The 22,368-nt window shown below is 66.5% G+C and carries 20 protein-coding genes and 2 pseudogenes; 12 read left to right on the forward strand and 10 right to left on the reverse strand.

The features are described 5' to 3' along the window. Positions 1 to 179: pseudogene (locus tag JWP83_RS14750) on the reverse strand (glycerol acyltransferase); the annotation flags it as partial. Between the two features lie 98 nt (positions 180 to 277). Here JWP83_RS14750 and JWP83_RS14755 point away from each other — a divergent pair. Further along, complete coding sequence (locus JWP83_RS14755) at positions 278 to 1,663, forward strand: wax ester/triacylglycerol synthase family O-acyltransferase (RefSeq protein WP_297731125.1); 1,386 nt, start codon at positions 278 to 280, stop codon at positions 1,661 to 1,663. A gap of 2 nt (positions 1,664 to 1,665) precedes the next feature. On the opposite strand, the gene JWP83_RS14760 is transcribed toward JWP83_RS14755, so the two are convergent. Continuing rightward, the gene (locus JWP83_RS14760; protein ID WP_297731127.1) at positions 1,666 to 2,607 is read right to left on the reverse strand and encodes a class I SAM-dependent methyltransferase; all 942 of its coding nucleotides are present in this window, start codon (positions 2,605 to 2,607) and stop codon (positions 1,666 to 1,668) included. A 188-nt stretch (positions 2,608 to 2,795) separates the two neighbouring features. Beyond that, positions 2,796 to 4,025, reverse strand: a complete 1,230-nt coding sequence (locus JWP83_RS14765; RefSeq protein ID WP_297731129.1) for an amidohydrolase family protein — start codon at positions 4,023 to 4,025, stop codon at positions 2,796 to 2,798. Positions 4,026 to 4,172: 147 nt separating this feature from the next. Between JWP83_RS14765 and JWP83_RS14770 the strand changes: the two genes are divergently transcribed. Genes JWP83_RS14770 through JWP83_RS14780 form a run of 3 tightly spaced genes read left to right on the forward strand, consistent with a single transcriptional unit; the run spans position 4,173 to position 5,570 of the window. Then, the gene (locus tag JWP83_RS14770; protein WP_297731131.1) at positions 4,173 to 4,781 is read left to right on the forward strand and encodes a TetR/AcrR family transcriptional regulator; all 609 of its coding nucleotides are present in this window, start codon (positions 4,173 to 4,175) and stop codon (positions 4,779 to 4,781) included. Continuing rightward, the gene (locus JWP83_RS14775; protein WP_297731134.1) at positions 4,778 to 5,218 is read left to right on the forward strand and encodes a pyridoxamine 5'-phosphate oxidase family protein; all 441 of its coding nucleotides are present in this window, start codon (positions 4,778 to 4,780) and stop codon (positions 5,216 to 5,218) included. Before JWP83_RS14770 ends, JWP83_RS14775 begins: the two co-directional genes overlap by 4 nt. 25 nt (positions 5,219 to 5,243) lie before the next feature. Next, a complete protein-coding gene (locus JWP83_RS14780) occupies positions 5,244 to 5,570 on the forward strand; it encodes a hypothetical protein (RefSeq protein ID WP_297731137.1) in 327 nt (108 codons plus the stop codon). A gap of 45 nt (positions 5,571 to 5,615) precedes the next feature. On the opposite strand, the pseudogene JWP83_RS31265 reads toward JWP83_RS14780, so the two are convergent. From JWP83_RS31265 to JWP83_RS14795, 3 genes and pseudogenes are all read right to left on the reverse strand, one after another. After that, positions 5,616 to 6,636: pseudogene (locus JWP83_RS31265) on the reverse strand (DUF2889 domain-containing protein). Between the two features lie 10 nt (positions 6,637 to 6,646). After that, positions 6,647 to 7,081: an OB-fold domain-containing protein gene (locus tag JWP83_RS14790; RefSeq protein WP_297731139.1), complete on the reverse strand. Its 435-nt coding sequence runs from the start codon at positions 7,079 to 7,081 to the stop codon at positions 6,647 to 6,649. A gap of 1 nt (position 7,082) precedes the next feature. Beyond that, positions 7,083 to 8,270: a thiolase family protein gene (locus tag JWP83_RS14795; RefSeq protein WP_297731141.1), complete on the reverse strand. Its 1,188-nt coding sequence runs from the start codon at positions 8,268 to 8,270 to the stop codon at positions 7,083 to 7,085. A gap of 110 nt (positions 8,271 to 8,380) precedes the next feature. Here JWP83_RS14795 and JWP83_RS14800 point away from each other — a divergent pair, with 110 nt between their 5' ends. The 3 genes from JWP83_RS14800 to JWP83_RS14810 are packed head-to-tail and all read left to right on the forward strand — an operon-like array spanning position 8,381 to position 11,595. Then, positions 8,381 to 8,839, forward strand: coding sequence for a MaoC family dehydratase (locus JWP83_RS14800; RefSeq protein WP_297731142.1), 459 nt, complete (start codon positions 8,381 to 8,383; stop codon positions 8,837 to 8,839). Next, entirely contained in the window at positions 8,836 to 10,029 is a 1,194-nt protein-coding gene (locus JWP83_RS14805; protein ID WP_297731143.1) for a thiolase family protein, read from the forward strand. Before JWP83_RS14800 ends, JWP83_RS14805 begins: the two co-directional genes overlap by 4 nt. A 3-nt stretch (positions 10,030 to 10,032) precedes the next feature. Next, a complete protein-coding gene (locus tag JWP83_RS14810) occupies positions 10,033 to 11,595 on the forward strand; it encodes a class I adenylate-forming enzyme family protein (protein WP_297731144.1) in 1,563 nt (520 codons plus the stop codon). A 10-nt stretch (positions 11,596 to 11,605) separates the two neighbouring features. Here the strand turns inward: JWP83_RS14810 and JWP83_RS14815 are convergent, their stop codons facing one another. Both JWP83_RS14815 and JWP83_RS14820 read right to left on the reverse strand, forming a co-directional pair. Beyond that, a complete protein-coding gene (locus JWP83_RS14815) occupies positions 11,606 to 12,901 on the reverse strand; it encodes a TetR/AcrR family transcriptional regulator (RefSeq protein WP_297731145.1) in 1,296 nt (431 codons plus the stop codon). 20 nt (positions 12,902 to 12,921) lie between these two features. Then, on the reverse strand, positions 12,922 to 13,236 hold the full coding sequence (locus JWP83_RS14820; RefSeq protein ID WP_297731146.1) for an acyl-CoA synthetase: 315 nt from the start codon (positions 13,234 to 13,236) through the stop codon (positions 12,922 to 12,924). A 122-nt stretch (positions 13,237 to 13,358) separates the two neighbouring features. Here JWP83_RS14820 and JWP83_RS14825 point away from each other — a divergent pair, with 122 nt between their 5' ends. Further along, positions 13,359 to 14,558 carry an amidohydrolase family protein gene (locus tag JWP83_RS14825; RefSeq protein ID WP_297731147.1) on the forward strand — a complete coding sequence of 400 codons (1,200 nt, stop codon included), beginning with the start codon at positions 13,359 to 13,361 and terminating at the stop codon, positions 14,556 to 14,558. 3 nt (positions 14,559 to 14,561) lie between these two features. Here JWP83_RS14825 and JWP83_RS14830 read toward each other — a convergent pair whose 3' ends face one another. After that, positions 14,562 to 15,716 (reverse strand): acyl-CoA dehydrogenase family protein, encoded by a 1,155-nt coding sequence (locus tag JWP83_RS14830; protein ID WP_297731148.1) that lies wholly within the window; start codon positions 15,714 to 15,716, stop codon positions 14,562 to 14,564. Between the two features lie 219 nt (positions 15,717 to 15,935). Here JWP83_RS14830 and JWP83_RS14835 point away from each other — a divergent pair, with 219 nt between their 5' ends. The 3 genes from JWP83_RS14835 (at position 15,936) to JWP83_RS14845 (ending at position 19,705) form a co-directional block, all read left to right on the forward strand. After that, on the forward strand, positions 15,936 to 16,130 hold the full coding sequence (locus tag JWP83_RS14835) for a ferredoxin (protein ID WP_297731149.1): 195 nt from the start codon (positions 15,936 to 15,938) through the stop codon (positions 16,128 to 16,130). A gap of 75 nt (positions 16,131 to 16,205) precedes the next feature. Continuing rightward, positions 16,206 to 18,485 (forward strand): acyl-CoA dehydrogenase family protein, encoded by a 2,280-nt coding sequence (locus tag JWP83_RS14840; RefSeq protein WP_297731150.1) that lies wholly within the window; start codon positions 16,206 to 16,208, stop codon positions 18,483 to 18,485. A 29-nt stretch (positions 18,486 to 18,514) separates the two neighbouring features. Next, entirely contained in the window at positions 18,515 to 19,705 is a 1,191-nt protein-coding gene (locus JWP83_RS14845; RefSeq protein WP_297731152.1) for an acyl-CoA dehydrogenase family protein, read from the forward strand. A 3-nt stretch (positions 19,706 to 19,708) separates the two neighbouring features. Here JWP83_RS14845 and JWP83_RS14850 read toward each other — a convergent pair whose 3' ends face one another. Beyond that, on the reverse strand, positions 19,709 to 20,716 hold the full coding sequence (locus JWP83_RS14850; RefSeq protein WP_297731154.1) for an acyl-CoA dehydrogenase family protein: 1,008 nt from the start codon (positions 20,714 to 20,716) through the stop codon (positions 19,709 to 19,711). A gap of 92 nt (positions 20,717 to 20,808) precedes the next feature. On the opposite strand from JWP83_RS14850, the gene JWP83_RS14855 reads away from it, so the two are divergent. Further along, positions 20,809 to 22,329: a class I adenylate-forming enzyme family protein gene (locus tag JWP83_RS14855; RefSeq protein ID WP_297731156.1), complete on the forward strand. Its 1,521-nt coding sequence runs from the start codon at positions 20,809 to 20,811 to the stop codon at positions 22,327 to 22,329. The last annotated feature ends 39 nt before the right edge of the window (positions 22,330 to 22,368 follow it).

The following is a 22,368-nucleotide window of genomic DNA, read 5'->3' on the forward strand; positions in this document are numbered from 1 at the left end:
AACAGCCCGCCCGAATGGTTGGCCACCACCAGCGCGCCGCCGGTCGGAAAGTCCTCGAGCCCACGCACCTCGGCACGGTGCCAACCCTTGATTACCGGCCGGATCAGGCCCATCAACCGCTCGGTGAGTTCCGGGTCCCACTTCGCGACGGCCGCTGACTCGATGTCGGATGTGTTCACACGCCTCCCAGCAGAAGTCGTTAAATAGTTTGATGTTATCCGTCCTGTAGGCGTGGGTACCCGAATACCCTCACTTCGATGCAGGGCCTGGAGGAGCGGTGAAGAGGCTTGGAGGCTGGGACGCCGTGCTTCTCTACAACGAGACTCCAAACCTGCACCAGCACACGCTGAAGATCGCGATCGTCGACGCGTCGGAGTCCGACGGATTCGGGTACGACCGCTTTCGTCGGACGTTGGCGCGGCGACTGCACCTGCTCGAACCGCTGCGTTATCAGCTGGTCGACATCCCGCGTAGGCTGCACCGCGCGATGTGGCTGGAGAATTGCGACGTCGACCTCGACTACCACGTCCGACGCCTGCAGATCAGACCTCCCGGTGGTCACCGCGAGCTGGATGCCGCGATCGGAGAGATCGCCAGCACTCCGCTGGATCGCAGGAGGCCGTTGTGGGAGTTCCATTTCGCGGAGGGCATGGCGGACAACCGGTTTGCGATCATCGGCAAGGTCCACCACGCCCTGGCCGACGGCGTCGCGTCGGCCAATTTGATGTCCCGCGCGCTGGAATTTCCCGATGCCCCATGGCCGGAAAAGGACAACTACCGGCGCGACCCTCGCCCATCCGACGGGCAACTGATCCGAGCCGCGATGCGTGATCACGGCGTCCAGCTGCGAGAGCTGCCCGCCCTGTTGCGAGACACCGTCAAGGGAGTACGGCGGGTGCGCCGCCAGTCCAGATCTGCCCCGGGACTGGCCCGCAACTTCCGCCCGCCGGCGACATTCCTCAACCACGTCGTGACAGCCGGCCGCACCTTCGCCAGTGCCACGCTCCCACTCGCCGACGTCAAGGGCACCGGCAAGCATCTCGGTGTCACGATCAACGACATGGTGCTGGCCATCGGTACGGGAGCCCTTCGCTCACTGCTGCTGAAGTACGACGGCCACGCCGCTGAGCCCCTGTTGTGTGGGGTGCCGATGAGCATCGACACCTCGCCGGAACGGATCTCCGGCAACGCCCTGGGCACGGTGGTGGTATCGCTACCCGTGCAGGTCACCGATCCCCTCGAGTGGGTTCGCCTCGCTCGCGTCGGCGCGACGGTCGGCAAGGAGAACGCTCGGCTGCTTGGGTCCGAACTCGTCAGCCGCTGGTCCAACTACGCACCACCAACCCTGACGGAGTGGGGTTTTCGGCGCATCGCGACCAGCGACTCGCCCAACAAGCTGATCAACGTTCCCATCTCGAACGTGCCGGGCCCGCGCCAATTCGGCCGGATCGCGGGCGCCCCACTCGCGCAGATCTACTCGGTCGGACCGCTCACCTTCGGTGTGGGAGTCAACATCACCGTCTGGAGCTACGTCGATCAACTCAACATCTCGGTGCTCGCCGACGACGCGACGCTCGAGGATCCCCACGAGGTCACCGACGCGATGGTCGACGCGTTTGCGCTTATCCGTCACGCGGCTGGGATGCCTGCCGAGGTCAGATAGCGTCAGTGCAGGAGGCCTTCGACGAAGACGCTTTCCGGGACCGCGGCATCGAGGCCGATCGGAACGGCCCGGTTACTGGCGGCCATCAGATCGTCTGCGCTCGTCGCAGCCGTGACGGTCCAGCCGTGCGCTTGCAGCCAGTCGACGACCTCGGTTCGTTCTTCCTCGTAGAGCAAGTTGCCGGACTCGGTGATGTCTTTGCCGCCCAGCTTGATTGCGGCCTGCCGATAGCGTTCCGTCTGCTCCTCGCGACGTGCGAAACTGTCTTGGCTGAAGAACTCGTTGGTGAAGGCTTCCACCGCGACACGGCTCCCGGGAGCGCTGAGCGACTGGATCCGGTCGAACAGCAGGTCCTGGGCGTCGGCAGTGAGATACGGCAGCAGCCCCTCCGCCGACCACGCCGTCGGAACCGAGGCGTCAAACCCGGCCTGCGCCAACGCCGTCGGCCAGTCCTGACGCAGATCGATGCCAACGCTGACGTGGGAAGCGACCGGGCTGACCGCATGAGATTTCAGCGTGCCGGTCTTGAATGCCAGCACCTTGGGCTGGTCGATCTCGTAGACCACACACCCTGCAGGCCAGTCGAGCCGCCAGGCGCGTGAGTCCAGACCGGCCGCCAGGATCACGATCTGCCGGATGCCGTCGCGGGCCGCCGCGAGAAAGTAGTCGTCGAAGAACTTCGTCCGGCACGCGGTATAGCCCAGCATCGCCTGCATCCGGTCCGCGAATTGTGGATCGGCATCGACCAATTCGGCTGGCAATTCATCGTCCAGGTAAACCCGCCAGATGCCGTCGCCGGCCGCTTCGAGGAACAGTTTTGCGTAGGGATCGCTGATCAGCGGATCGGCGCTTTTGGTCTCTGCCGCCCGCCCACCGGCGACCCCTAACGCGGTAGCGCCGACGCTCTCATTGATGTCCCATGTGTCATCGTCAGTTCTAGCCATCGGGATCCCTTCGCCACTCTCGGTACAACGCGCTACCAGCAAGCGTATACGAGAACTTAGCCAAGCTTACAAATTGCAACCAGGAACTGGCCAGGACTGACGACTGGGTGATAGCGGCGGTTCACACCGATACGGCGAGTCCCTTGGCGGGGCGGACCTCGACCGGCTCGAGATGGACCGACAGCGCCTCAGGCGTTCGCCAGTGCGGGCGGCTTGATGGCCTCCGGATCGGGGTTGGCCAGCGGCAGGCCCATGAAGCGACGAGCGTTGTCTCCCATGAAGTCGTACGTGCGGCGGGTGTCCATGCCCTCGGCGTACTGCCAATAACGCTTGGGCTCGGCCAGGCCTTCGGGATGCGGCCAGTCCGAGCCGAACATCACCTTGTCCCATCCGACGGTCTGTACGACGTCGGCCACGGAGCCCTCCCAGAACGGGCTGACCCAGACGTTGCGGCGGAACACTTCGTGCGGGTGCTCGGGGAAGTTCTGCGGCATCTTGTTGTACGTCGACTGCAGATCGTCGAACAGCGGCTTGATCCACGCGCTGCCATTCTCCACGCTGGCGATGCGCAGCTTCGGGAACCGGGTCAACGTGCCGTGGCAGATCAGGCTTGTCAACATGTCGGCGATCTCGCGGTGACCCAGCGCCGTCCACTTGAATGCCGACATCTCGAACGCGCTACTGGTCGACGGCGGCTCCCACTTGTCGATGTACTCCTGCAGCGGAGGTTGGCTGGCGTGCAACACGATTGGCAGCCCAGCGTCCTCGACGTCGCGCCAGAACGGGTCGAACTCGGGCAACGCGGGGGAGCGCCACCCCTTGTAGCCGTTCACCGGCGCCGGCTTGATCAGTGCGACCTTGGCGCCGTTGTCCAGGATGTAGGCGAGTTCGCGACGGGCTTCGTCGACGATGCCGAGGTTGAGCACCGGCGTCGAGTAAACCCGGTTGGCGTGGCTGAAGCCCCAATGCTCGAGCATCCACTGGTTCAGGGCGTGGATGATCGCCACCGTCAGGTCGGGATCCTCGGCGGCCGAATGCTCGACCAGATTGGCCAGTGTCGGGTAGTTGAGGCACGAGTCGACCCCTTGGCGGTCGAGTTCGGCGATCCGGTCCTCGGGGTTGCGCGCTCCCGGCGGCGTGTCGATGCCGCGGCCGGACATCTCCCGCATCGACAGACCCTCGGGGTTCTGGCCGGAGTAGAACTTCTCGTGCGCCCCGGGGGCCGCGACCCGTTCGAACGTCGGGTTCGGCATGTAGTCGGTGATCTTGTTCAGGATCGCGATGCGAGTGTGCCTGCCGATTTGGACGAACTGCACCTTCGGCTGGAACTGCTTGGGCAGATACTTCGTCAGCGCATCAGGCGTCTCGTACATGTGCTGATCGGCATCGAAGATCGGTGCCTCGGTGAACTGCGTCATCGTTGTGCCTCTCGCTACTCGACATACGGCTCGTTTAAGAGCTTGGCGGAATCTGACAGTTGTGTCAAGTATGTATAGTCCTACGCGATGAATAATACTTGAGCAGCGGTGATTGCAGTTGACGATACTGTCATATAAAGTCGCCGCATGACGGTGACCTCGGCTTCGCCCGAACGGCAACTGGACGCCACCCGCGGTGCGCGCACCCGCTCGGCGATCCTGAACGCCAGCCGTCGTCTCTTTCTGGAACGCGGCTATGCGGGCACGCCGATCAACGCGATCACCGAAGCGTGCGGCATCTCTCGGGCCGGCTTCTACACCTACTTCAAGGACAAGCGCGAGATCTTCAACGTCCTCGGCAAGAACGCCTACCGCGAGGCCCTCGCCGTCATCGCCGAGTGGGCCGAGGCCGGCGAACCGTTCGGTCCGGCCGACATCCGGGCCTGGGTCGGCCACTACTTCGACTACATGGACCACCACGGCGCCTTCGTGCTCGCGTCTGCGCACTCGGCGCCCGACGACGACGACTTTCGAAACTCGCGCAACCGCATGGTGACTCGGGCGTCGTGGAAGCTTGGCCAGGCGATCGCCGGAAACGGCGCCCACTCACCGGACGTCATCGGCGTCGCGGTGATGGGGCTGCTGGACCGAGCCTGGCACACAGTGCACCGGCAGACCGTGGCCGTCGACCGCGACGAAATGATCGCGGTGGTCGCGGAGATGATCGTCGCGATGGCAACGCCTCTCGCGTCGTGACGCCGCTGTCGCTCGACGCGCCGGACGTGGTCGAGTTCATCCGTGCCAACCACCGCGCATTTCTCTTCTGCCGCGACGGCGCCCAACGCCCCATCGGCTATGCAATGCGCTCCGTTGCCTATCGCTCCGCCACCCGCTGCCTCTACTTCGCCACCTATGCCAAGAGCGCCAAGGTCCAACACCTACGCTCGGCTCCCGAGGTCGCATGCTTGATCGGCGACGACGAGGGTTGGGTCTCCGTTTGTGGCCTCGCGCACGTCTACCAACCGTCCGCAGCCGAAGTCGACGAACTCATCGGCGAAAGTTCACGGGATCAACGCGTGCCCGACTCGGTGGTGACGAAGGTCCGCGACCGCCTTCTCAGCGGCAAGCGGTGCTTCATCGGTCTGACGCTCACCGAGGTCCGCGCCGCCGATCTCCCCGATCGACGTGCCTAGTCCGCGCAGTGGCGGCCCGGTTTCCATGGCCGAGGACGAACTAGCCGAGTTCTTGGCGCAGGGGCCGACCGGCGCGATCTGTGTCGTCGACGCCGACGGCCAGTTGCTGGCCCTACCGGCGCGGGTGGTCGACTTCGACTCCGCCACAATCGCCGTCACCGCTGACGGCGTGAACGGCGACGCCACGCAACGCGCTGAGATCCAGGCCTGCGTAGTGGCCGACACCTTCACCGCCTATCGGGACATTCGCGGTGTGATCTGTCAGGGAACGGTGACATGGCCACCCGCGTCGGATGACGTGGCCACGCTGACAGTTAGCCGCACGCTGACGTTCTCGTTCGCCAACGCATGACCGTCCAGGCCAACGGAGGTTCGACGATAAGCGACGAAGCCGTCGTTAGCCCACCCGTTCGATCAGCGCCTCAGCATCGGCGACGCTGCGCAGCAGATCATTGAGATGGGTGCAGGTGCTGGTACCGAACAGTTCCTGTCGGACTCGGAAGTGCAAGTCCTGCAACGTCATTCCGGCGATTCGCTCAGCGCTGGCGACGGCTCCCGGGCATTCCTGCCAGGGCAGCACCCGAGGTGTGGCCCGCGAATCGACGATGACGCCGGTCTCGGCATCCACGACGGCGACCAGGGTGTACTCGTGGATGATCGTCTCCACCCCGTCGCTTCGCACGTAGGTGTCGCGGAACATCGCATCGATGCCGACTCGCCCGGCGCTTTTCTTCATGGACGTCGATGCGCCGTCTGCGGCGCATGGCGTGGCGCGGCAACGCCGCCACTTGGTGCCACGCCCAAGGGTCCCCTGGATCTTGGCCGTGATCGAGGTCGGGAGCCTCCGGGCCGGTGACGATCACGGGATCGCCCGCCTCGAACGACGTCAGCAGCAGCCCGCCGCTCGCGAAGCCCGCACACTGGTCGGCGACCGGCAGGTACCCGGACTTCGCGACGTCCCCGAGCAGGTTCGACGCCGAGAGCGCATGACCGGATATCAGCGTGGCGACGGGAACGTCGTCGAGCAGCGTGTAGCGCAGATCGCATGCCCGCCGCAGCTCGGGAGCCGCCTTGTCGGCCGCGGCGCGGAACCCGCGCATCGCGGGCGCGCCCGCCAGCCGGGACATCGCGGCGACCGGTGGCGTCACCTCGACGTGACGCACGACGCGGGCGATCAGCTCGATAGTGGCCGAGAGCGTCGCGGAGCCGAGCTCGGTCACCGTTCCGTCGGCCGCCGTCCACAGATCGCGCGCCCGCCCGTTCAGATACACCGGGTCCAACGAGCCCTCGTCGCGCGTCATGTCGATCGACGTGGTCCGGCGCGCGGACCGGGGACGACGCAAGGGATTGCCGGTCGTGGGCTCATGCACGCCGTGCAATGGATGCAGCCCGAAGGGCGGGGAGCCCAGGTCCGTCACCGGATGGACTCTAGCTCTCCTCGGCCGGTCGGAACGCGAAGGTCAATAGTGACTGGCCGTCGGCGGTCTCGAGCGTAGTCGTGGTGGACACGAGCGGCTGGCCGATCCGCAGTTCGGCCGGGGTCGCGTCGACGATCAGCGTCTCGACCAGCACGCCCTCGGGCAACTCGACGAAGCCCACCACGTACGGCTGGAACACCTTTGGATCCCGATTGCCTTTGTACGGCAACGGTGGTGGGAACTCCTGCGTGGTGTAGGTGTAAAGCGTTCCCTCGGTGGATAATTCGATCGGCTCGATGTCCTCCTGGATTTCGGCGTCGCCGCCGAAGAGCTCGGGCAGCTCTGCAGGGAACTTCACCACGCCTGTTGAACGCCTGCGCGACGCAAAAAGCACCGCGCGGTCGCCGTCGACTCGGAACAGTCCCTCGGTGATCAATGCGGTCATCTCAGGCCACCTCGATCACCATCGCGGCACCCATACCGCCGCCGGCGCACATCGACAGCACTCCGATTCCGCCGCCGCGCCTGCGCAATTCGTAGATCGCCGAGGTGACCATGCGGGCACCCGTTGCGGCGATCGGGTGGCCCAGGCTGATGCCCGACCCGTAGACGTTGACGATGTCCTCATTGAGCCCGAGTTCGCGGGCGCACGCCACCGCCTGCGCGGCGAACGCCTCGTTGATCTCGAACAGTGCGACGTCCTCGAGCTTGCGGCCGGCCAGTTCCAGCGCCTTGGGAATGGCGGTGATGGGCCCGCTGCCGGTGCGTTTCGGCGCCACCCCGACCGCGCTCCACGAAAGGATCTGAGCCAGCACCTCGCTCGCGGTGTCCGGGGCGGCGAGTGCCACGACGGCGGCGGCGTCGTTGATGCCCGAAGAATTGCCGGCGGTCACGGTGAAGCCTTCGATCTCGGGATGCAGCACCTTCAGGGCCGCCAGCGACTCCATCGAACTGCCGCGCCGGGGATGCTCGTCTTCGGCGAACGTGATCGTGCTGCCGTCGGCTTGCGGCACCTGGATCGGCACGATCTCGTCGACGAATGAGCCGGCGTCGATCGCCTTGACCGCGCGTTGGTGACTGCGCAGTGCCCACTCGTCCTGTGCCTCGCGGGTGATGCCATACTGCACCGCGCAGTTGTGCGCGACGGTGATGGACATATCCAGCGCTGGTGCGTCCGCGGTCGGCGGATGCGACAGCGGAAACCACTGTTCGTAGTCCTCTGGGGACTTGCCGGTGGTGAAGGGCTTGCGCTTCTGCAATATCGGTCCGGTGGACAGCGACTCCATGCCGCCGGCCAAAATGGCGCGGCTCATGCCGGCCGCGATCTGACCCGCGCCCACGGCGATCGCCGAGAGGCTGGACGCACACTGGCGGTTGACGGCCAGGCCGGGAATCCCGGTCAGCCCGAGGTCCACCGCGACGTAGCGGGCACTGTCGCCGCCGCCTTGCAGGCTCTCGGCCAGCACCAAGTCGTCGAACTCCGCCGCGTCAAGGCCGGACCGATCCACGACCGCCGCGACGACGGGCTTGGCGAGCTCGATCGCGGGCATGTTGGCCAGCGTGCCTTTGCGCGCCGTTCCGATCGGTGTGCGGGCAGCGGCCACGATCGCTGCGCGGGACGTCATTGCGGCCATGTGTCTCCCAAGATCGTCGGATTGCGGGGCTGGTCGCCCTTTCAGCGCGCCCAGTCTATACCGTTAAATAGATATCGGTATGTCAGGTCACACGACGTTAGGAGCGGCCGGTGAAGGTGATCAAGTCCGTGGACGACGCGCTCGCGACGATCGGGGAGGAACTCGGCGTCAGCCGGTGGGTGGACATCGACCAGAGCCGGATCGACGCTTTCGCCGATGTAACCATGGATCACCAATGGATCCACGTCGACGTCGAGAAGGCCAAGGCCGAAAGTCCTTACGGTGCAACGATCGCGCACGGCTTCCTCACGCTCTCGCTGATCCCCGGCGTGAGCAAGGACAACTATCGCGTCGAGAACGCCAAGATGGGCATCAACTACGGCCTGAACAAGGTGCGGTTCCTGTCCGCGGTCACTGCGGGCAGCCGCATCCGGGTCAGGTCCGAGCTCGCGGATGCTGCCAAGGTCGCCGACGACACCGTGAACCTAACGGTGCGTCACACCGTCGAGATCGACGGGGTCGACAAACCAGCCGCGGTGGCCGAACTGATCGCTAGGTTCATCTGGTGACCGGGGGCCCGTTCGAAGGCAGAGCCGTCCTCACCGGGGCGGGCAAGTCCCAGGTTGGCCGGCGGCTGGGCCGAACGGGACTGGACCTCACGCTCGAGGCGGTGCTGCGGGCGATCGCCGACGCCGGGCTGAGCGTCGACGACGTCGACGGAATCGCCAGCTACCCGGGGCCGGGTGTGCCGGACCCCGGATTCTCCGGGGCCACCGTCCAGGAGGTCCGCAACGCACTCGGACTGCGCTCCCGCTGGTACGTCTCGGCGATGGAGACCGCGGGCCAGATCGGCCCGGCGATCGAAGCGTGCATGGCGGTCAGCCTGGGCTTGGCCAATCACGTCGTGGTCTACCGGTCGGTGTGGGAGTCCACCGCCGCGCAGCAGGCCGGCGGCAGCCGGGCGTCGGTGCTGTTCGGCGGCGGGGAATTGCCGCCCCATCTGGAGTGGACGGCACCCTTTGGCGCACTGTCGGCGGCGAACTGGCTGGCGATGCCCGCCCAGCGCTATATGCACGACTTCGGCCTGACCCGCGAGCACCTGGGCCGCATCGCGATCAACGCTCGCACCAACGCCGGGCGTAATCCCGACGCGGTCTACCGGGAGCCGATGACGATGGACGACTACCTGGGTGCCCGGATGATCTCCGAGCCGCTGTGCCTCTATGACTGCGACGTGCCCTGCGACGGTGCCACCGCCGTGATCGTGTCGCGCCGTGATGCCGCGAACGGCCTACCGCGGCAACCGTTGACGGTTGAGTCCGTCGGGCCGGGCATGTTCGAACGCGCCACCTGGGATCAGCGCGCCGACATCACCACCATGGCCGCCCACGATTCGGCGGCCACGCTGTGGGAGCACACCACGCTGACCCCCGCCGACGTCGACATGGCCCAGCTTTACGACGGCTTCTCCTTCCTCACCGTGATGTGGCTGGAAGCGATGGGCTTCTGCGAGCACGGCAAGGTCGGCGAATTCGTCGACGACGGTTCGCGCATCGCGCTGGGCGGGTCGCTGCCGATCAACACCAGCGGCGGGCAACTCTCCGGCGGGCGGCTGCACGGGATGGGCTTCCTGCACGAGGCCTGTGTGCAGTTGTGGGGCGAGGGCGGCGATCGACAGGCGCCCCGCACTCCCGAGGTGGTGGCCGTCGGTGTGGGCGGGGGACCGGTGGCCGGGTCGATGCTGTTGAGCAGCCGGTAGCTTATGTCGATGGCCGCGGTCGACGACCTGACGCTCGGTGACATCGTGACCGACAACGCGGTCCGCTTTCCCGGCGTCGTCGCCTACCGGCACGGCCGCCGCACCGTCACCCACGCCCAGTTACGGGACCGGGCAGTCCGATTGGTGTCGGCGATGGCCGCGGTCGGGGTGAAACGCCAAGGCCGCATCGCGGTGTTGAGCCGCAACAGCATCGAGTTCGGCGAGCTGAACGCGGCCACCCAACTCAGCGGAATCATCATGGCCACCATCAACTTCCGGCTCTCGCCAACGGAGATGGCCGATGCGCTGCGCCGCGTCGCCCCGTCGATCGTGTTCTGCGCCGAGGAGTTCCTACCGGTGATGGCCGATCTCGTGGCGGGCATTCCGTCGGGGCCGATGCTGGTGGCCATCGGCGGACAGGCTGCGCCCGGAATCACGGGTTACGAGCAATTCGTCGAAGGAGGCCGCAGCGGCGAGCCCGAGTTCGTGGCCCGGCCCGACGACATCGCCTACCTGCTGTTCACCAGCGGCACGACTGGCGCGTCCAAATGCTGCGTCCTCGGCCAGCGGGAGATGCGCCGGGTCGTGTTGACGATGAACAACGAGATACGTTGCGGCAGCGCCGATCGCGGGCTGATCAACATGCCGATGTTCCATTTCGGTGCGCTCGCGATCGTCGGCGGACTACATGCTCGTGGCGGAACCGTAGTGCTGCAGCAACAGTTCGACGCGGCCGACGCGGTGCAGTTGATCGCCGACGAGCGGATCACGGTGCTGCACCTGGCGCCGGTCATGCTCAGGGCAGTGCTCGATGTGGTGAGTGACCGCTCGGCGGTGGAATCGGTGCGCACGGTGGTCTATTCGGCCGCGCCGATGACCGCGGCCATCCTGCGGCGGGCGCTTGCCGTGCTGCCGGATGCGGGCTTCCTCAACCTCTACGGGCAGACCGAAGTCATCGTCTCCGGACTTCCGCGCGAACTCCACGCCCTCGATGAACCCGACGCCGCCGAGCGGCTGAGCTCGGTGGGTTTCCCGTTTCCCGGCACACGGGTGCGCGTGGTCGATGAGCACGGAGGCGTCCTTCCCGTGGGGCAGACCGGTGAGATCGTCGTGCGCTCTGACTCGGTGTTCCGCGGCTACTGGCAGGACGACGCGGAAACGCAGGCGACGCTGCAGGACGGGTGGTGTCGCACCGGCGACATGGGCCGGATAGACGGGCACGGGCTGCTCTATCTGATGGACCGCAAGAAGGATGTGATCATCAGCGGCGGCGAGAATATTTATTCGCCCGAGGTCGAGGATGCGGTCAGTGCGGTTGACGGAGTGGCCGCCTGCGCGGTCGTGGGAGTGCCCGACGACAGATGGGGCGAGGCGGTCTGCGCGGTCGTGGTGCCGCGCAGCGGTGCTGCGCCGACCCTGGAGACGGTGCAGGAGGGCGTGCGGCAACGGCTGGCGCGCTACAAGGTGCCTCGTCGACTGGTGCTGGTCGCCGATCTGCCTGTACTGGCCAGCGGCAAGGTGGACAAGAAGCGACTGCGGGCCGACCTCAAGGCGGCTGCCGGCTGAGCTTCCATGCTCACGCCGTGCGGAGGAGCGAACGGCGCAATAGTTTGACCATCAACAGTGCGGCCCGCTCGTCGCTGTCCGACGCGCTTGCCCCCGTCGGCTCGGACATCCGGCCGAGCACCGCCACGAACACCGCGCCCGCCACATCGGCGTCGACGCCGGCGGGCAGGTCGACAGTGGACAGGAGCGCGGCAACCGCTTGGAAAATTGCGCCAATGCCGTGGTCGACATCGGCGTCAGAGAGCTGTTCTGCGACCGTGCCGTCGAACCACGCCCGGATCACACCCCGGTAGGTGCGATGGAATCGGACGTAGCCAAGCATCCACTCGGTCAGCGAATCCGGGGCCATGGCGGGCAGGGCGGCGGCGTGCTCCTCGATCTCGGCGACCGCTCGGCGGGTCAGTTCGGCCAGGATCTTGTCCTTGGTGCTGAAGTGCCGGTACAAGGTCGCGCGGCTGACCTCGGCGGCGGCCGCGATCTCCTCCATGCCGATGGCGTAGTAGCCGCGTTCGGCGAACAACGACGAGCTGACCGACAGCACATCCTGTGGAATCGGCGAGCCCGCCGCCTCGATGGCCGCCGGTGTCGCCGCGGCACTGTCGAGGGGCGCGGTTCGCGCGCAGCCGTTTGTTACCTGCGGTGCTACCGCCTGCAGCACCTCGGCCGGGGTCTCGGGAAACAGCATCAGCTGAAGCGCAACGGTCAACGACCACGTCACGGTCGCGCGAGCGGGCAACGGGAACATGGCCCGGTACCGGTAGAGATGAACCATGTGGGGGATGCGCCCCAGTGCTGCGGCCGCATCGTCGGCTTCCAGATCCCCCAGGCGCGTCCGCCGCAGCCGATCGGTGACTGTCTGATGGAACTGGTCGGCGGCCGAGCTGGCATCGATGACGGACAACCCGGTGGCCGTGCCGATGCCCGGAAATTCGGCGAACACTGCGGCGTGGGAGTCGTAGATGTCCGCCCATTCGACTAGCCAGCGGTGCAGCGCGTTCATCCCGTCGACCGTCGGGCCGAGTCCACTGAGGTGTTCGCCGTGGGCCAGCACATCGCGCTCGGCCAATGCACTCAATTCGCCGAAGATCTCCTCCTTACCCGCGAAGTATTGATAGACGGTGGCACGCGAGGCGCGGGCCGCCTTGGCGATGGCGTCAAGCGAGGTGGCGTGGAATCCGTTGGCCAGGAACACCTCTGCGGCGCGCCCGAGTATGCGGTCGCGCGTGTGCAGGCCGCGGCGCCCCACGCCGGCATTGGCCGCGGGGGCATAGCCGGGGCGCCGCAGCCTGACCGGAGAGCTGGCCATGGGAGAAGTCGACGCGGTTGTCATGGGACCGACGGAGCTCCGGGCAGGTTGCGCTTGGCCTTGCCGGGATAGCCGAAGAATTTCTCGAAGTTGGCGTCGTTGATGGGCTGCGCGGTGTTGCGGGCGGCGGCCGACCGCAGCGCTCCGAGGCGTGCCTGGGCCTTCTCGAGCGTCTCAACCGGCCCGGATTGCCGCAGGCGTCCCACCTCGAGCGCGGCCTCGGCGATCTCGATTCGAAGCCGTTCACCCGCTTCGCCGAAGGTCAACAGGTCGTGGTCGTCTTCATCGACCTTGTCCCGGCCTGCGTCGTCGGCGGGTCGGTCCGTGGATTCCATGTCGCGCCTCTCAACTGCTAGACGAATGTGGCGTACGTCATATAGTCTGTGAGACGAACCGTCAGAAAACAAGACGGTACGTCAGAAAAAGTACGACAGATCGCCAGATGCGAAGGAGCATCATGCCGCTTCAGGATGACCACCAGATCGTGTCCGTTGACGACCACTTGGTCGAGCACCCGCGGGTGTGGCAGGACCGGTTGCCGCAGAAGTACCTCGAGCAGGGCCCGCGCATCGTCGAGGAAAACGGTATGCACCTGTGGCACTACGACGGGCAGGTCTTCCCGACCATCGGCCTGAACGCGGTCGCCGGCAAACCGCCGGAGGAGTGGGGCCTGGATCCCGTCCGCTACGAGGACATGATTCCGGGCTGCTACGATCCGGTCGCGCGGGTCGCCGACATGGACCTCGATGGTGTGCAGTCGGCGTTGTGCTTCCCGTCATTCCCCGGATTCGGCGGCGGCACGTTCCAGCGTGCCGAGGACAAGGACCTGGCGCTGCTGTGCGTGAAGGCGTGGAACGACTTCTACATCGACGAGTGGTGTGCCACCGCGCCTGAGCGCTACATCCCGCTGGCGATTCTGCCGACCTGGGACATCGACGCCTGCATCGCGGAGGCCAAGCGGGTGGCCGCCAAGGGCGCCAAAACCATCTCGTTTCCGGATAGCCCTGTGCCGCTGGGGCTCCCGTCGTTTCACTCAGACCACTGGAACGGGCTGTGGGAGGTCTGCTCCGAGACCAAGATGCCGGTGTCGCTGCACTTCGGCTCCGGCTCCTTCGTGCCGGGCTTCTCGTTCTCCACGATCAAGCCGATCCCGGGTCAGATGGCGGTGCCCGACGCACCCTTCGCGGTTGCGACGGCACTGTTCTCCACGAACCTGATGTGGAGCACGGTCGATCTGCTGTTCTCGGGCAAGCTGCAACAGTTCCCCGATCTACAGATCTCACTGGCTGAAGGTGGCATCGGCTGGGTGCCCTACATCCTCGAGCGGACCGACTACGTCTGGGAGCGGCATCGCTACTACCAGAACATCGACTTCGACACCCGTCCGTCGGATTTGTTCCGCAAGCACTTCTGGGGCTGTTTCATCGACGACGAGCACGGGCTGAAGAACCGGCACAGCATCGGCATCGACCGGATCATGCTCGAGATCGACTTCCCGCACAGCGATTCCAACTGGCCGAACTCGCGCAAGCGGGCTGCTGAGGTGCTCGCAGGCGTGCCCGACGACGAATGCGCGCTGATTGTCGAGGAGAACGCCCGCCGGATGCTCAACTTCCCGCGGGTGAGAGCGGCCGATCGGCAACTTGCCAGCGTCTGATGCCTAGAGCCTGCCCCGCGAGACCAACTGCGCGGCAATGACATTGCGCTGTATCTCGTTGGTTCCTTCGCCGACGATCATGAGAGGGGCGTCGCGGAAGTAGCGCTCGACATCGTATTCGGTGGAATAGCCGTAGCCGCCATGGATTCGGACGGCGTTGAGCGCGATTTCCATGGCCACCTCCGATGCGAACAGCTTCGCCATTCCGGCTTCCATGTCGCAGCGTTCGCCGCTGTCGTACTTCTCTGCGGCGTAGCGGGTGAGCTGGCGTGCCGCGGTCAGTTTGGTTGCCATGTCGGCCAGATAGTTCCCGACGGACTGGTGCTTCCATATTGGCTGCCCGAAGGTCTCCCGCTCCTGCGCATATTTCAGCGCGTCCTCGAGCGCGGCGTTCGCCACGCCCAGGGCCCGCGACGCCACCTGAATACGGCCCGTCTCAAGGCCTTTCATCATCTGCGCGAATCCTCTGCCCGGCGTGGCTCCGAGGATCGCCGAGGCCGGCACGCGGCAGTCGTCGAATGACAGCTCGCAACTCTCCACGCCCTTGTATCCCAGCTTGGGGAGGTCGCGCGAGACGGTGAGGCCCTGACCGTGTTCGACCAGGACGATCGAAATGCCCTTATGGCGTGGCGCGGCTTGAGGATCGGTCTTGCACAGCAGTGCGATGAGGCCGGACCTGCGGGCGTTGCTGATCCAGGTCTTCGCGCCGTTGATCACCAGCTGGTTATCCTCGGCTAGTGCGGTGGTCGTCATCGCCTGCAGGTCCGAACCGCCACCAGGTTCGGTGAGCGCCATCGTGGCCCGCATCTCCCCGCTCGCCATGCGCGGTAGATACTTTTGTCGCTGTTCGTCGTTGCCGTACAACGAGATCAGCTTCGCGACCACGGTGTGCCCGCCCATCACGCCGGCCAGGCTCATCCAGCCGCGGGCCAATTCCTCGGTCACTTCTACGTAGCAGGGCATCGACACCGGCGAACCGCCGTATTCCTCAGGCACGGCAAGACCGAAGATCCCGATCCGCTTCATCTGCTCGATCCACGCTTCCGGGTACTCGTTTGCGTGCTCGACTTCGCGGACCGTGGGCTTGACGTCGCGGTCGATGAAGGTCCGGACCGTATCGACCAGCATGGTCTCTTCGTCGTTGAGCGCGGATGTCATTGCAGTTTCTTACCGGACGTAATGGTCAGAATCAAGTGAACCGTGCGGGTCGATCGCTCTCATATATGTCGTAAACAGCCATGTATGCCCGATCAATAGTATGACACTACTGTCAGAATTGAAGCTGCGTACTCACCTCTCAAAATAGCTAAAGCTTTAGCCGTATGCTGTCAGATTGGATGAGACCGTGCGCCCGGATGGTCGAGCGAAGGAGGTCGTATGAAAATTCGGCTTGAGCAGTCGAAGTGCGTGGGCCACGCCCAGTGCTACGCCGTCGACCCGGAGTTGTTCCCGATCGACGACTCCGGCTACTCCATCCTCGAGGAGCATGAGGTGCGGCCGGAAGACGAGCAGCTCACCCGCGACGGCGTGGCCGCATGCCCCGAAATCGCCCTGATCCTCGAAGAAGGCTGACGGCAAGCTTGCCAATCGGCTGCAATCACCGGCACACTGCTGACATAGTTAACCAAGTTGACTTTGTGGAGTGTCATGCATACAGCTGATTGGCGTGCTCGGCTCGAGTTGCTGCTCGCCGACTTCCGTCGTCACCAGGCCGACATCGCTCGGTCGGGCGACAAGCCTGACCGCATCGAGGTGGCCCGTGCCTGGCACGCCGAGCTCGTCGACCACCAATTGGCGGCCCCAGGGTGGCCGCGCGAGGTCGGCGGACTCGACCTGTCACTGGCCGATCAGCTGGACTACTACCGGATGACCACGGATGCGGGTGCGCCGCCGCATCCGTGTCCGTTGTCGTTCATCCTCGCCCCGACGCTCATCGCGCACGGCACCCAACAGCAGAAGGATCGTTTCCTGACACCGTTGCTGCGTGCGGATGAGTTCTGGTGTCAAGGGTTTTCCGAGCCTGGGGCGGGCAGTGACCTGTCGTCGCTGTCCACCCGCGCGGTCCGCGACGGCGACGTGTACCGGGTGACGGGTCAGAAGGTGTGGACCACGATGGCCGACCGCGCCGACTGGATGTTCGCGCTGGTGCGGACGAGCTCCGGTGCGAAACCGTCGGACGGGATCACCTACCTGTTGATCCCGATGAAAAGCCCCGGGATAACGGTGCGTCCGCTGCGCGACATCAGCGGCGCGGCGCACTTCGCCGAGGTCTTTCTCGACGACGTGACGGTGCCGGTTGAGAACATGGTCGGCGATGAGGGCGCGGGCTGGTCGATCATGCGCACATCGCTGGGCCACGAGCGGGCCACCGCTTTCCTAGCCGACGAGTTCAAGTACCGGCGCACGGTTGACCGGGTGATCGATCTTGTCGTCGCCCAACGGCTCGACGACGACCCGTTGGTCCGTCAGGACGTCGCACGGCTGGAATCCGGGGTTCGCACCATCGCCGCCAACAGCGCCCGGGCATTGGCCGCGGTGTTGCGCGGCGAGGATCCCGGCGGCGTGGCATCGGTGAACCGGTTGGTGAAATCGGAGTTCGAGCAGCACATGCATGCGCTGGCCCTGCGCGCGGCTGGTCCCTATGCGGCGCTGGGCAGCCGCGCACCCGACGCCGTCGACAACGGCCGCTGGACGTTCGGCTACCTGATGAGTCGGGCGACCACGATCGGCGCGGGAACCGCGGAGATCCAACGCAACACCATCGCCGAGAGCGTGCTCGGACTGCCGTCACACCGCGGCGAGGGCACCCGGGCAGCCGCCGTCACGCCCGGCGCCCCGCTCGCCGTGCCCGAGGCGGATGAACGCGAACTGCGCCAGGTGCTGGCGGCGACACTTCGGGCCAAGGTGGACGTGGCGGCATTGCTCGACCGCAAGCGTCCCGTCGATGCGGCCGAACCCGAAGTATGGTCGGCGCTCGTCGAATTCGGCCTACCGGGTCTTGCCGTGGACGAATCCCTGGGCGGCGCCGGCGCCCGACCGCGTCTGCTTTACGCCGCCATTGAGGAAGCCGCCAAGGCGTTGGCTCCTGCGCCGCTCGTTCCGACGGTGATCGCGCTCGACGTCGCACTACAGTGCGGGGCAAAGGCTTTGGTCCAGCGGATCACGGGCGGCGCGGCGGCCGCGTTCGCCGTGGCCGTGAACGACAGCGGCTGGGTGGCCAGCGGTCCTGAGCTGCCCGAGTGGAACGGGTCGGACCTTAACGGTGTGGTCCCGATCGTTGCGGGAGCACCGCAGGCCGAGGTGTTGGTGGTACTGGCTCGCGTCGCCGGCGGCGCCGGCGAGGTGTTGGTAGCCGTCGACGCGGCTGCCGACGGTGTCAATGTGGCGGCCCATCAACCGCTCGACCTGACCGGCACCATCGGTGCCGTGACGCTGACTGGGGCGGCGGGGGAGGTGCTGGCCGACGGGACCGATGTGTCCCCGGTGCTGCACGACGCCTACCGCCAGGCGGTGCTGGCGGTAGCCGCGGACTCGATCGGGGTGGGCTCGCGCGCTTTGGCGCTGGCCGTCGACTGGGCACGCGAACGGCATCAGTTCGGCCGCCCCATCGGCAGCTTCCAGGCGGTCTCGCACCGGTGCGCGGACATGTTGGTCGCGCTGGAGGGAGCGCGCAGCCAGGTGCTCGCCGCGGCCGAGGCCGACCTCGAGGAGTCGGGATACCTGGCGGATCTGGCCGCCGCGGCCGCGCTCGACGCCGGGGTGATGGCCACCGAGGGTGCGCTGCAGATCCACGGCGGCATCGGCTTTACCTGGGAGCACCCGGTTCATCTTCTGCTGCGCCGCGCTCGGACCAACGCCGTGCTGATCGGACGCGCCGACGCGCTGCGCGACCGGGCCGCCGGCGAGTTGTTGACGCTGAGCCGCTAAGACGTCACATCGAACAGGAAGACGGCAACGTGGAATACGGCATGGGTCCCGACTTGGAGGCCTTCCGCGCCGAGGTACGCGCCTTCATCTCGGAGCATGCACCCCCCATACCCCCGCGGGCGGGCGTGCGTAGCGCCGAGAACGAAGCCGAGCTCAAGGCGCTTCAGGACTGGACGGCGCGCCTGTTCAAGGCCGGCTACGTCGGCGCGGACTGGCCCGCGGAGTTCGGCGGCCGCGACGACCGCTCCGTGCAACACGCCATCGTGGTCGGCGAGGAGCTCGCTCGGGCCGCTGCGCCAGGCGTGCCGAGCGGCAACGCGCTGGCATCGCATGCGCTCATCCACTACGGAACCGATGAGCAGCGCCGCAGGCATCTGCCCGAGATCCGGGCGGGTCGACAGCTGTGGTGCCAACTGTTCAGCGAGCCCGGTGCGGGAAGTGACTTGGCGTCGCTGCGCACCCGCGCGGTGCTCGACGGTGATACGTACACCGTCAACGGCCAGAAGGTGTGGACCACTGACGGGCATTGGGCCGATTACGGATATCTGTTGGCGCGCACCGATTCCGACGCCCCCAAGCACAAGGGCATCAGTGCGTTCGTCCTCGACATGTCCAGCCCGGGCATCACGGTCCGCCCGCTGCGCGAGCTGACGGGTACCTCGGATTTCAACGAGATCTTCTTCGATTCCGTCGAGGTGCCTGCCAAGGCAATCATCGGAGTACCGGGGCAGGGCTGGGCGATCGCGAACGCCACGCTGGGGCACGAACGCACCAGCGTGGGCGCCGCCGTCGTCAAGCTGAGGCTGGCTATTGACGGACTGGTCGCCCTCGCCTCGCGCGTCACCGTTGACGGTCGCCCCGCGATCGACAGCGATCGGGTTCGGGATCGGATCGGTGAGTTCAGCGCCGAGGTGGAGGCGCTGTCGGCGCTGACGTACGCCAACCTCACGCGTTGGCTCCGTGGTACCGAACGCATGCACGACGGCGCGATGGCCAAACTGATGTTCAGCGAGCTCAACCTCGAGATCGCGCGCTTCGCCGTCGAACTCGGCGGCGAGGCAGGCGTGTTGGTGGAGGGCGACCCGGACGTCCTCGACGGCGGTCGTTGGCAGGACGAGTGGCTCTACGCCCGTGCATACACCATCGCGGGCGGCAGTTCGGAGATCATGCGCAATCTGATCGCCGAGCGGGGCTTGGCGCTGCCGCGCGACCGTCGTTGAGCTTCAGGCGGTGACCAACGCCGCACGATGCTCGGCGACGGTGCCGTCAAAGGCCTCGTCGACCTTGATCCGGCGCAGGAACAAATGCAGATCGTGCTCCCAGGTGAAGCCGATGCCGCCGTGCACCTGCAGCGCCGTACCGGCCACCTTGGCGGCTGCCGACTTCGCATATGCCGCCGCTGCGGATGCGGCGCGGGATCGCGCGGCCACCGATGCGGTGTCCAGCGCGAGCGCCGCGGCCCACAATGCCGCCCTGCTCGCTTCGACAGCGACCACCATGTCGGCGCAGTGATGCTTGACCGCCTGGAACGAGCCGATGGGCGCACCGAACTGTTCGCGCTGCCCGGCGTAGGACACCGTCATGTCGAGCAGTCGGGCCGCCGCGCCCAGCGCGTCGAACGCCCGATGTACCGCCAGCGCATCGCGCAGCAGGGCGACCGTTCCCTGGGGCAACTCCGTCCATTCGTCGCTCGTCACGTCGAGGCGCAGCCGCGCCCACGACCGGGTGAGATCCAGTGTCGCCAAGGCGGTCGTCGTCGGGGGCGTCACGACGACGAGGTACTCCCGGTGGTCGACGACGCCGGTTACCGCGACGGAGTCCATGTCGGCGGCCATCGGCACCGGACGGGTGACACCAGCCAGCCGCAGCGCATCGCCATCGAGACTGGCGTCGGGACCGAGCGCCAATCCGGTCAGCTCGCCGTCGTCGGCGGGCGAGTCGACGTGGTCGAGAAGCCATGCCGCGATGCTCACATCGGCGACGGGCAGCGAGCTCGCCGCGTATCCGTGCGCCTCGGCCACGACCGCGAGATCCACGTGGCTGCCGCCCATTTCGGGAGTGAGGAGCGCCAAAAGGCCCGACTCCGCCGCATGCGCGAGCGCTGCGGGATCGACGGTGACGGTAGCCGAGTCCAGTGTCGCGCGGACTCTGGCGATGGGGTCGTTCCGGGTGAGCCAGGCACGCTCGGCCGCGGCGAGTTGGTCCTGTTCGTCGGTCAACCCGAAGTCCATGGCAGCCCCTTCTACTAAGTTGACCTAGTAAACCATGTCCTCTAGGTTCAGTTGACAGGCTTTCGCCGCGAGGGCCGATTCGGAAAGCAACGATGACGAGCATTCACGACGCGCTGGGACGGCTCTGGGACGCCGACGACGGTGCCCGCATGGTGCAGTGCGATGCACGTTGGGTCGCGTGGGGGTCCGTCCGCTCGTTGACCGAGCAGATCGACCGGGAGTTGACCGCGGCGGGATGCGGCACAGGTGGCAGGGTCGCCGTCGTGCTGGGCAATCGGGCGGAGTCCGTCGCGGCACTCATCGCGATCTTCCGGGGCGGACGCACGCTGGTGACCATCAGTCCGCTACAGCCGCCGGAGCGGCTGAGCGCCGACCTCGCTGCGGCGCAGGTTTCCTTCGTCCTGGCACCGTCGGCACTGTGGTCCGAGGACGTATTCAGCCGCGCCGTCACCGAACTCGGCGCAACCGGCTGGAGCCTCGACGCCGCCTCCGTCGCCATCCGGGCCCGGGGGACAACGGACGCGACGAACGGCGATCCCGCCGTGGCGATCGAGATGCTGACGTCGGGAACGACAGGCGCCCCGAAGCGCATCCCGTTGACCCGCGCACAGCTGGAGGCCTCCCTCGCATCGGCGTTACGGCACAACGACCGTTCCGACGCCAGGACCAAGCCCCCGCTGTCGGGCACCGTGGGCATGGTGACATTGCCCATCGTGCACATCGGCGGGCTGTGGGCGTTGTTGCAGTCGCTGGTTGCGGCCCGTCCGGTCGCGATGCTCGACCGCTTCACCGTGCCGGGATGGCACGCCGCGATCAAGGAGCACCGGCCTGCCGTCGCCGGACTGCCGCCTGCGGCCATCCGGTCAGTGCTCGACTCCGACATCCCGCGCGAGGATCTGTCGAGCATCCGCGCCATCAACGCGGGCACCAGCCACGTCGACCCCGAACTGGTCGAGGCATTCTACGAGCGGTACGAGATCCCCATCCTGGTCATCTATGGAGCGACCGAGTTCTCCGGCGCGGTCGCCGGGTGGACGGTCAAGGACTTCCACACTCGATGGACCGACAAGAAGGGCAGCGTCGGACGAGCCTTCCCTGGGGTGCGGCTGCAGGTCGTCGACGATGACGGCGCTGCGCTCGGCCCGGGGGTAAGCGGCAGGCTGCAGGTCGCCACACCCCAGGCCGGCAGTTCGGGTGGATCCTGGGTCACCACAAGCGACTTGGCGCATCTCGACGCCGAAGGCTTCCTGTACATCGACGGCCGCGCCGACGACGTGATCATCCGCGGCGGCTTCAAGGTGGCGCCGGAGACCGTGGTCCGGGCATTGCGAGCGCACCCGGCTGTCGCCGACGCCGCCGTAGCACCGATACCGGACCGGCGATTGGGTCATGTCCCCGTTGCGGCTGTCGAGTTGCGCAGCGGCGCCGCAGCCGATCCCGAAAGTCTGCGCGAGCACTGCCGGACCACGCTGACGCCCTACGAGGTACCGGCCCGCATCTTCGTCGTCGACGAGTTGCCTCGTGGAGCGGCGCTCAAGGTCGACCGGCGCCGTCTGATCGCAATGCTCGAGGACCTTGGCGTGCCGACCGTTCAACCGGCCGGAGCAGGTTGAAACTCTCGCAATGCCAATCCAATCGGAAGGAGACATCTT

It is taken from the genome of Mycobacterium sp. (assembly GCF_025965855.1).
Taxonomy (GTDB): domain Bacteria; phylum Actinomycetota; class Actinomycetes; order Mycobacteriales; family Mycobacteriaceae; genus Mycobacterium.

Coding starts and splice junctions, on each gene's coding strand:
- JWP83_RS14760 (WP_297731127.1), bottom strand. CDS start 2,607: ATGGCTAGAACTGACGATGACACATGGGACATCAATGAGAGCGTCGGC.
- JWP83_RS14765 (WP_297731129.1), bottom strand. CDS start 4,025: ATGACGCAGTTCACCGAGGCACCGATCTTCGATGCCGATCAGCACATG.
- JWP83_RS14770 (WP_297731131.1), top strand. CDS start 4,173: ATGACGGTGACCTCGGCTTCGCCCGAACGGCAACTGGACGCCACCCGC.
- JWP83_RS14780 (WP_297731137.1), top strand. CDS start 5,244: ATGGCCGAGGACGAACTAGCCGAGTTCTTGGCGCAGGGGCCGACCGGC.
- JWP83_RS14790 (WP_297731139.1), bottom strand. CDS start 7,081: ATGACCGCATTGATCACCGAGGGACTGTTCCGAGTCGACGGCGACCGC.
- JWP83_RS14795 (WP_297731141.1), bottom strand. CDS start 8,270: ATGGCCGCAATGACGTCCCGCGCAGCGATCGTGGCCGCTGCCCGCACA.
- JWP83_RS14810 (WP_297731144.1), top strand. CDS start 10,033: ATGTCGATGGCCGCGGTCGACGACCTGACGCTCGGTGACATCGTGACC.
- JWP83_RS14815 (WP_297731145.1), bottom strand. CDS start 12,901: ATGGCCAGCTCTCCGGTCAGGCTGCGGCGCCCCGGCTATGCCCCCGCG.
- JWP83_RS14820 (WP_297731146.1), bottom strand. CDS start 13,236: ATGGAATCCACGGACCGACCCGCCGACGACGCAGGCCGGGACAAGGTC.
- JWP83_RS14825 (WP_297731147.1), top strand. CDS start 13,359: ATGCCGCTTCAGGATGACCACCAGATCGTGTCCGTTGACGACCACTTG.
- JWP83_RS14830 (WP_297731148.1), bottom strand. CDS start 15,716: ATGACATCCGCGCTCAACGACGAAGAGACCATGCTGGTCGATACGGTC.
- JWP83_RS14835 (WP_297731149.1), top strand. CDS start 15,936: ATGAAAATTCGGCTTGAGCAGTCGAAGTGCGTGGGCCACGCCCAGTGC.
- JWP83_RS14840 (WP_297731150.1), top strand. CDS start 16,206: ATGCATACAGCTGATTGGCGTGCTCGGCTCGAGTTGCTGCTCGCCGAC.
- JWP83_RS14850 (WP_297731154.1), bottom strand. CDS start 20,716: ATGGACTTCGGGTTGACCGACGAACAGGACCAACTCGCCGCGGCCGAG.
- JWP83_RS14855 (WP_297731156.1), top strand. CDS start 20,809: ATGACGAGCATTCACGACGCGCTGGGACGGCTCTGGGACGCCGACGAC.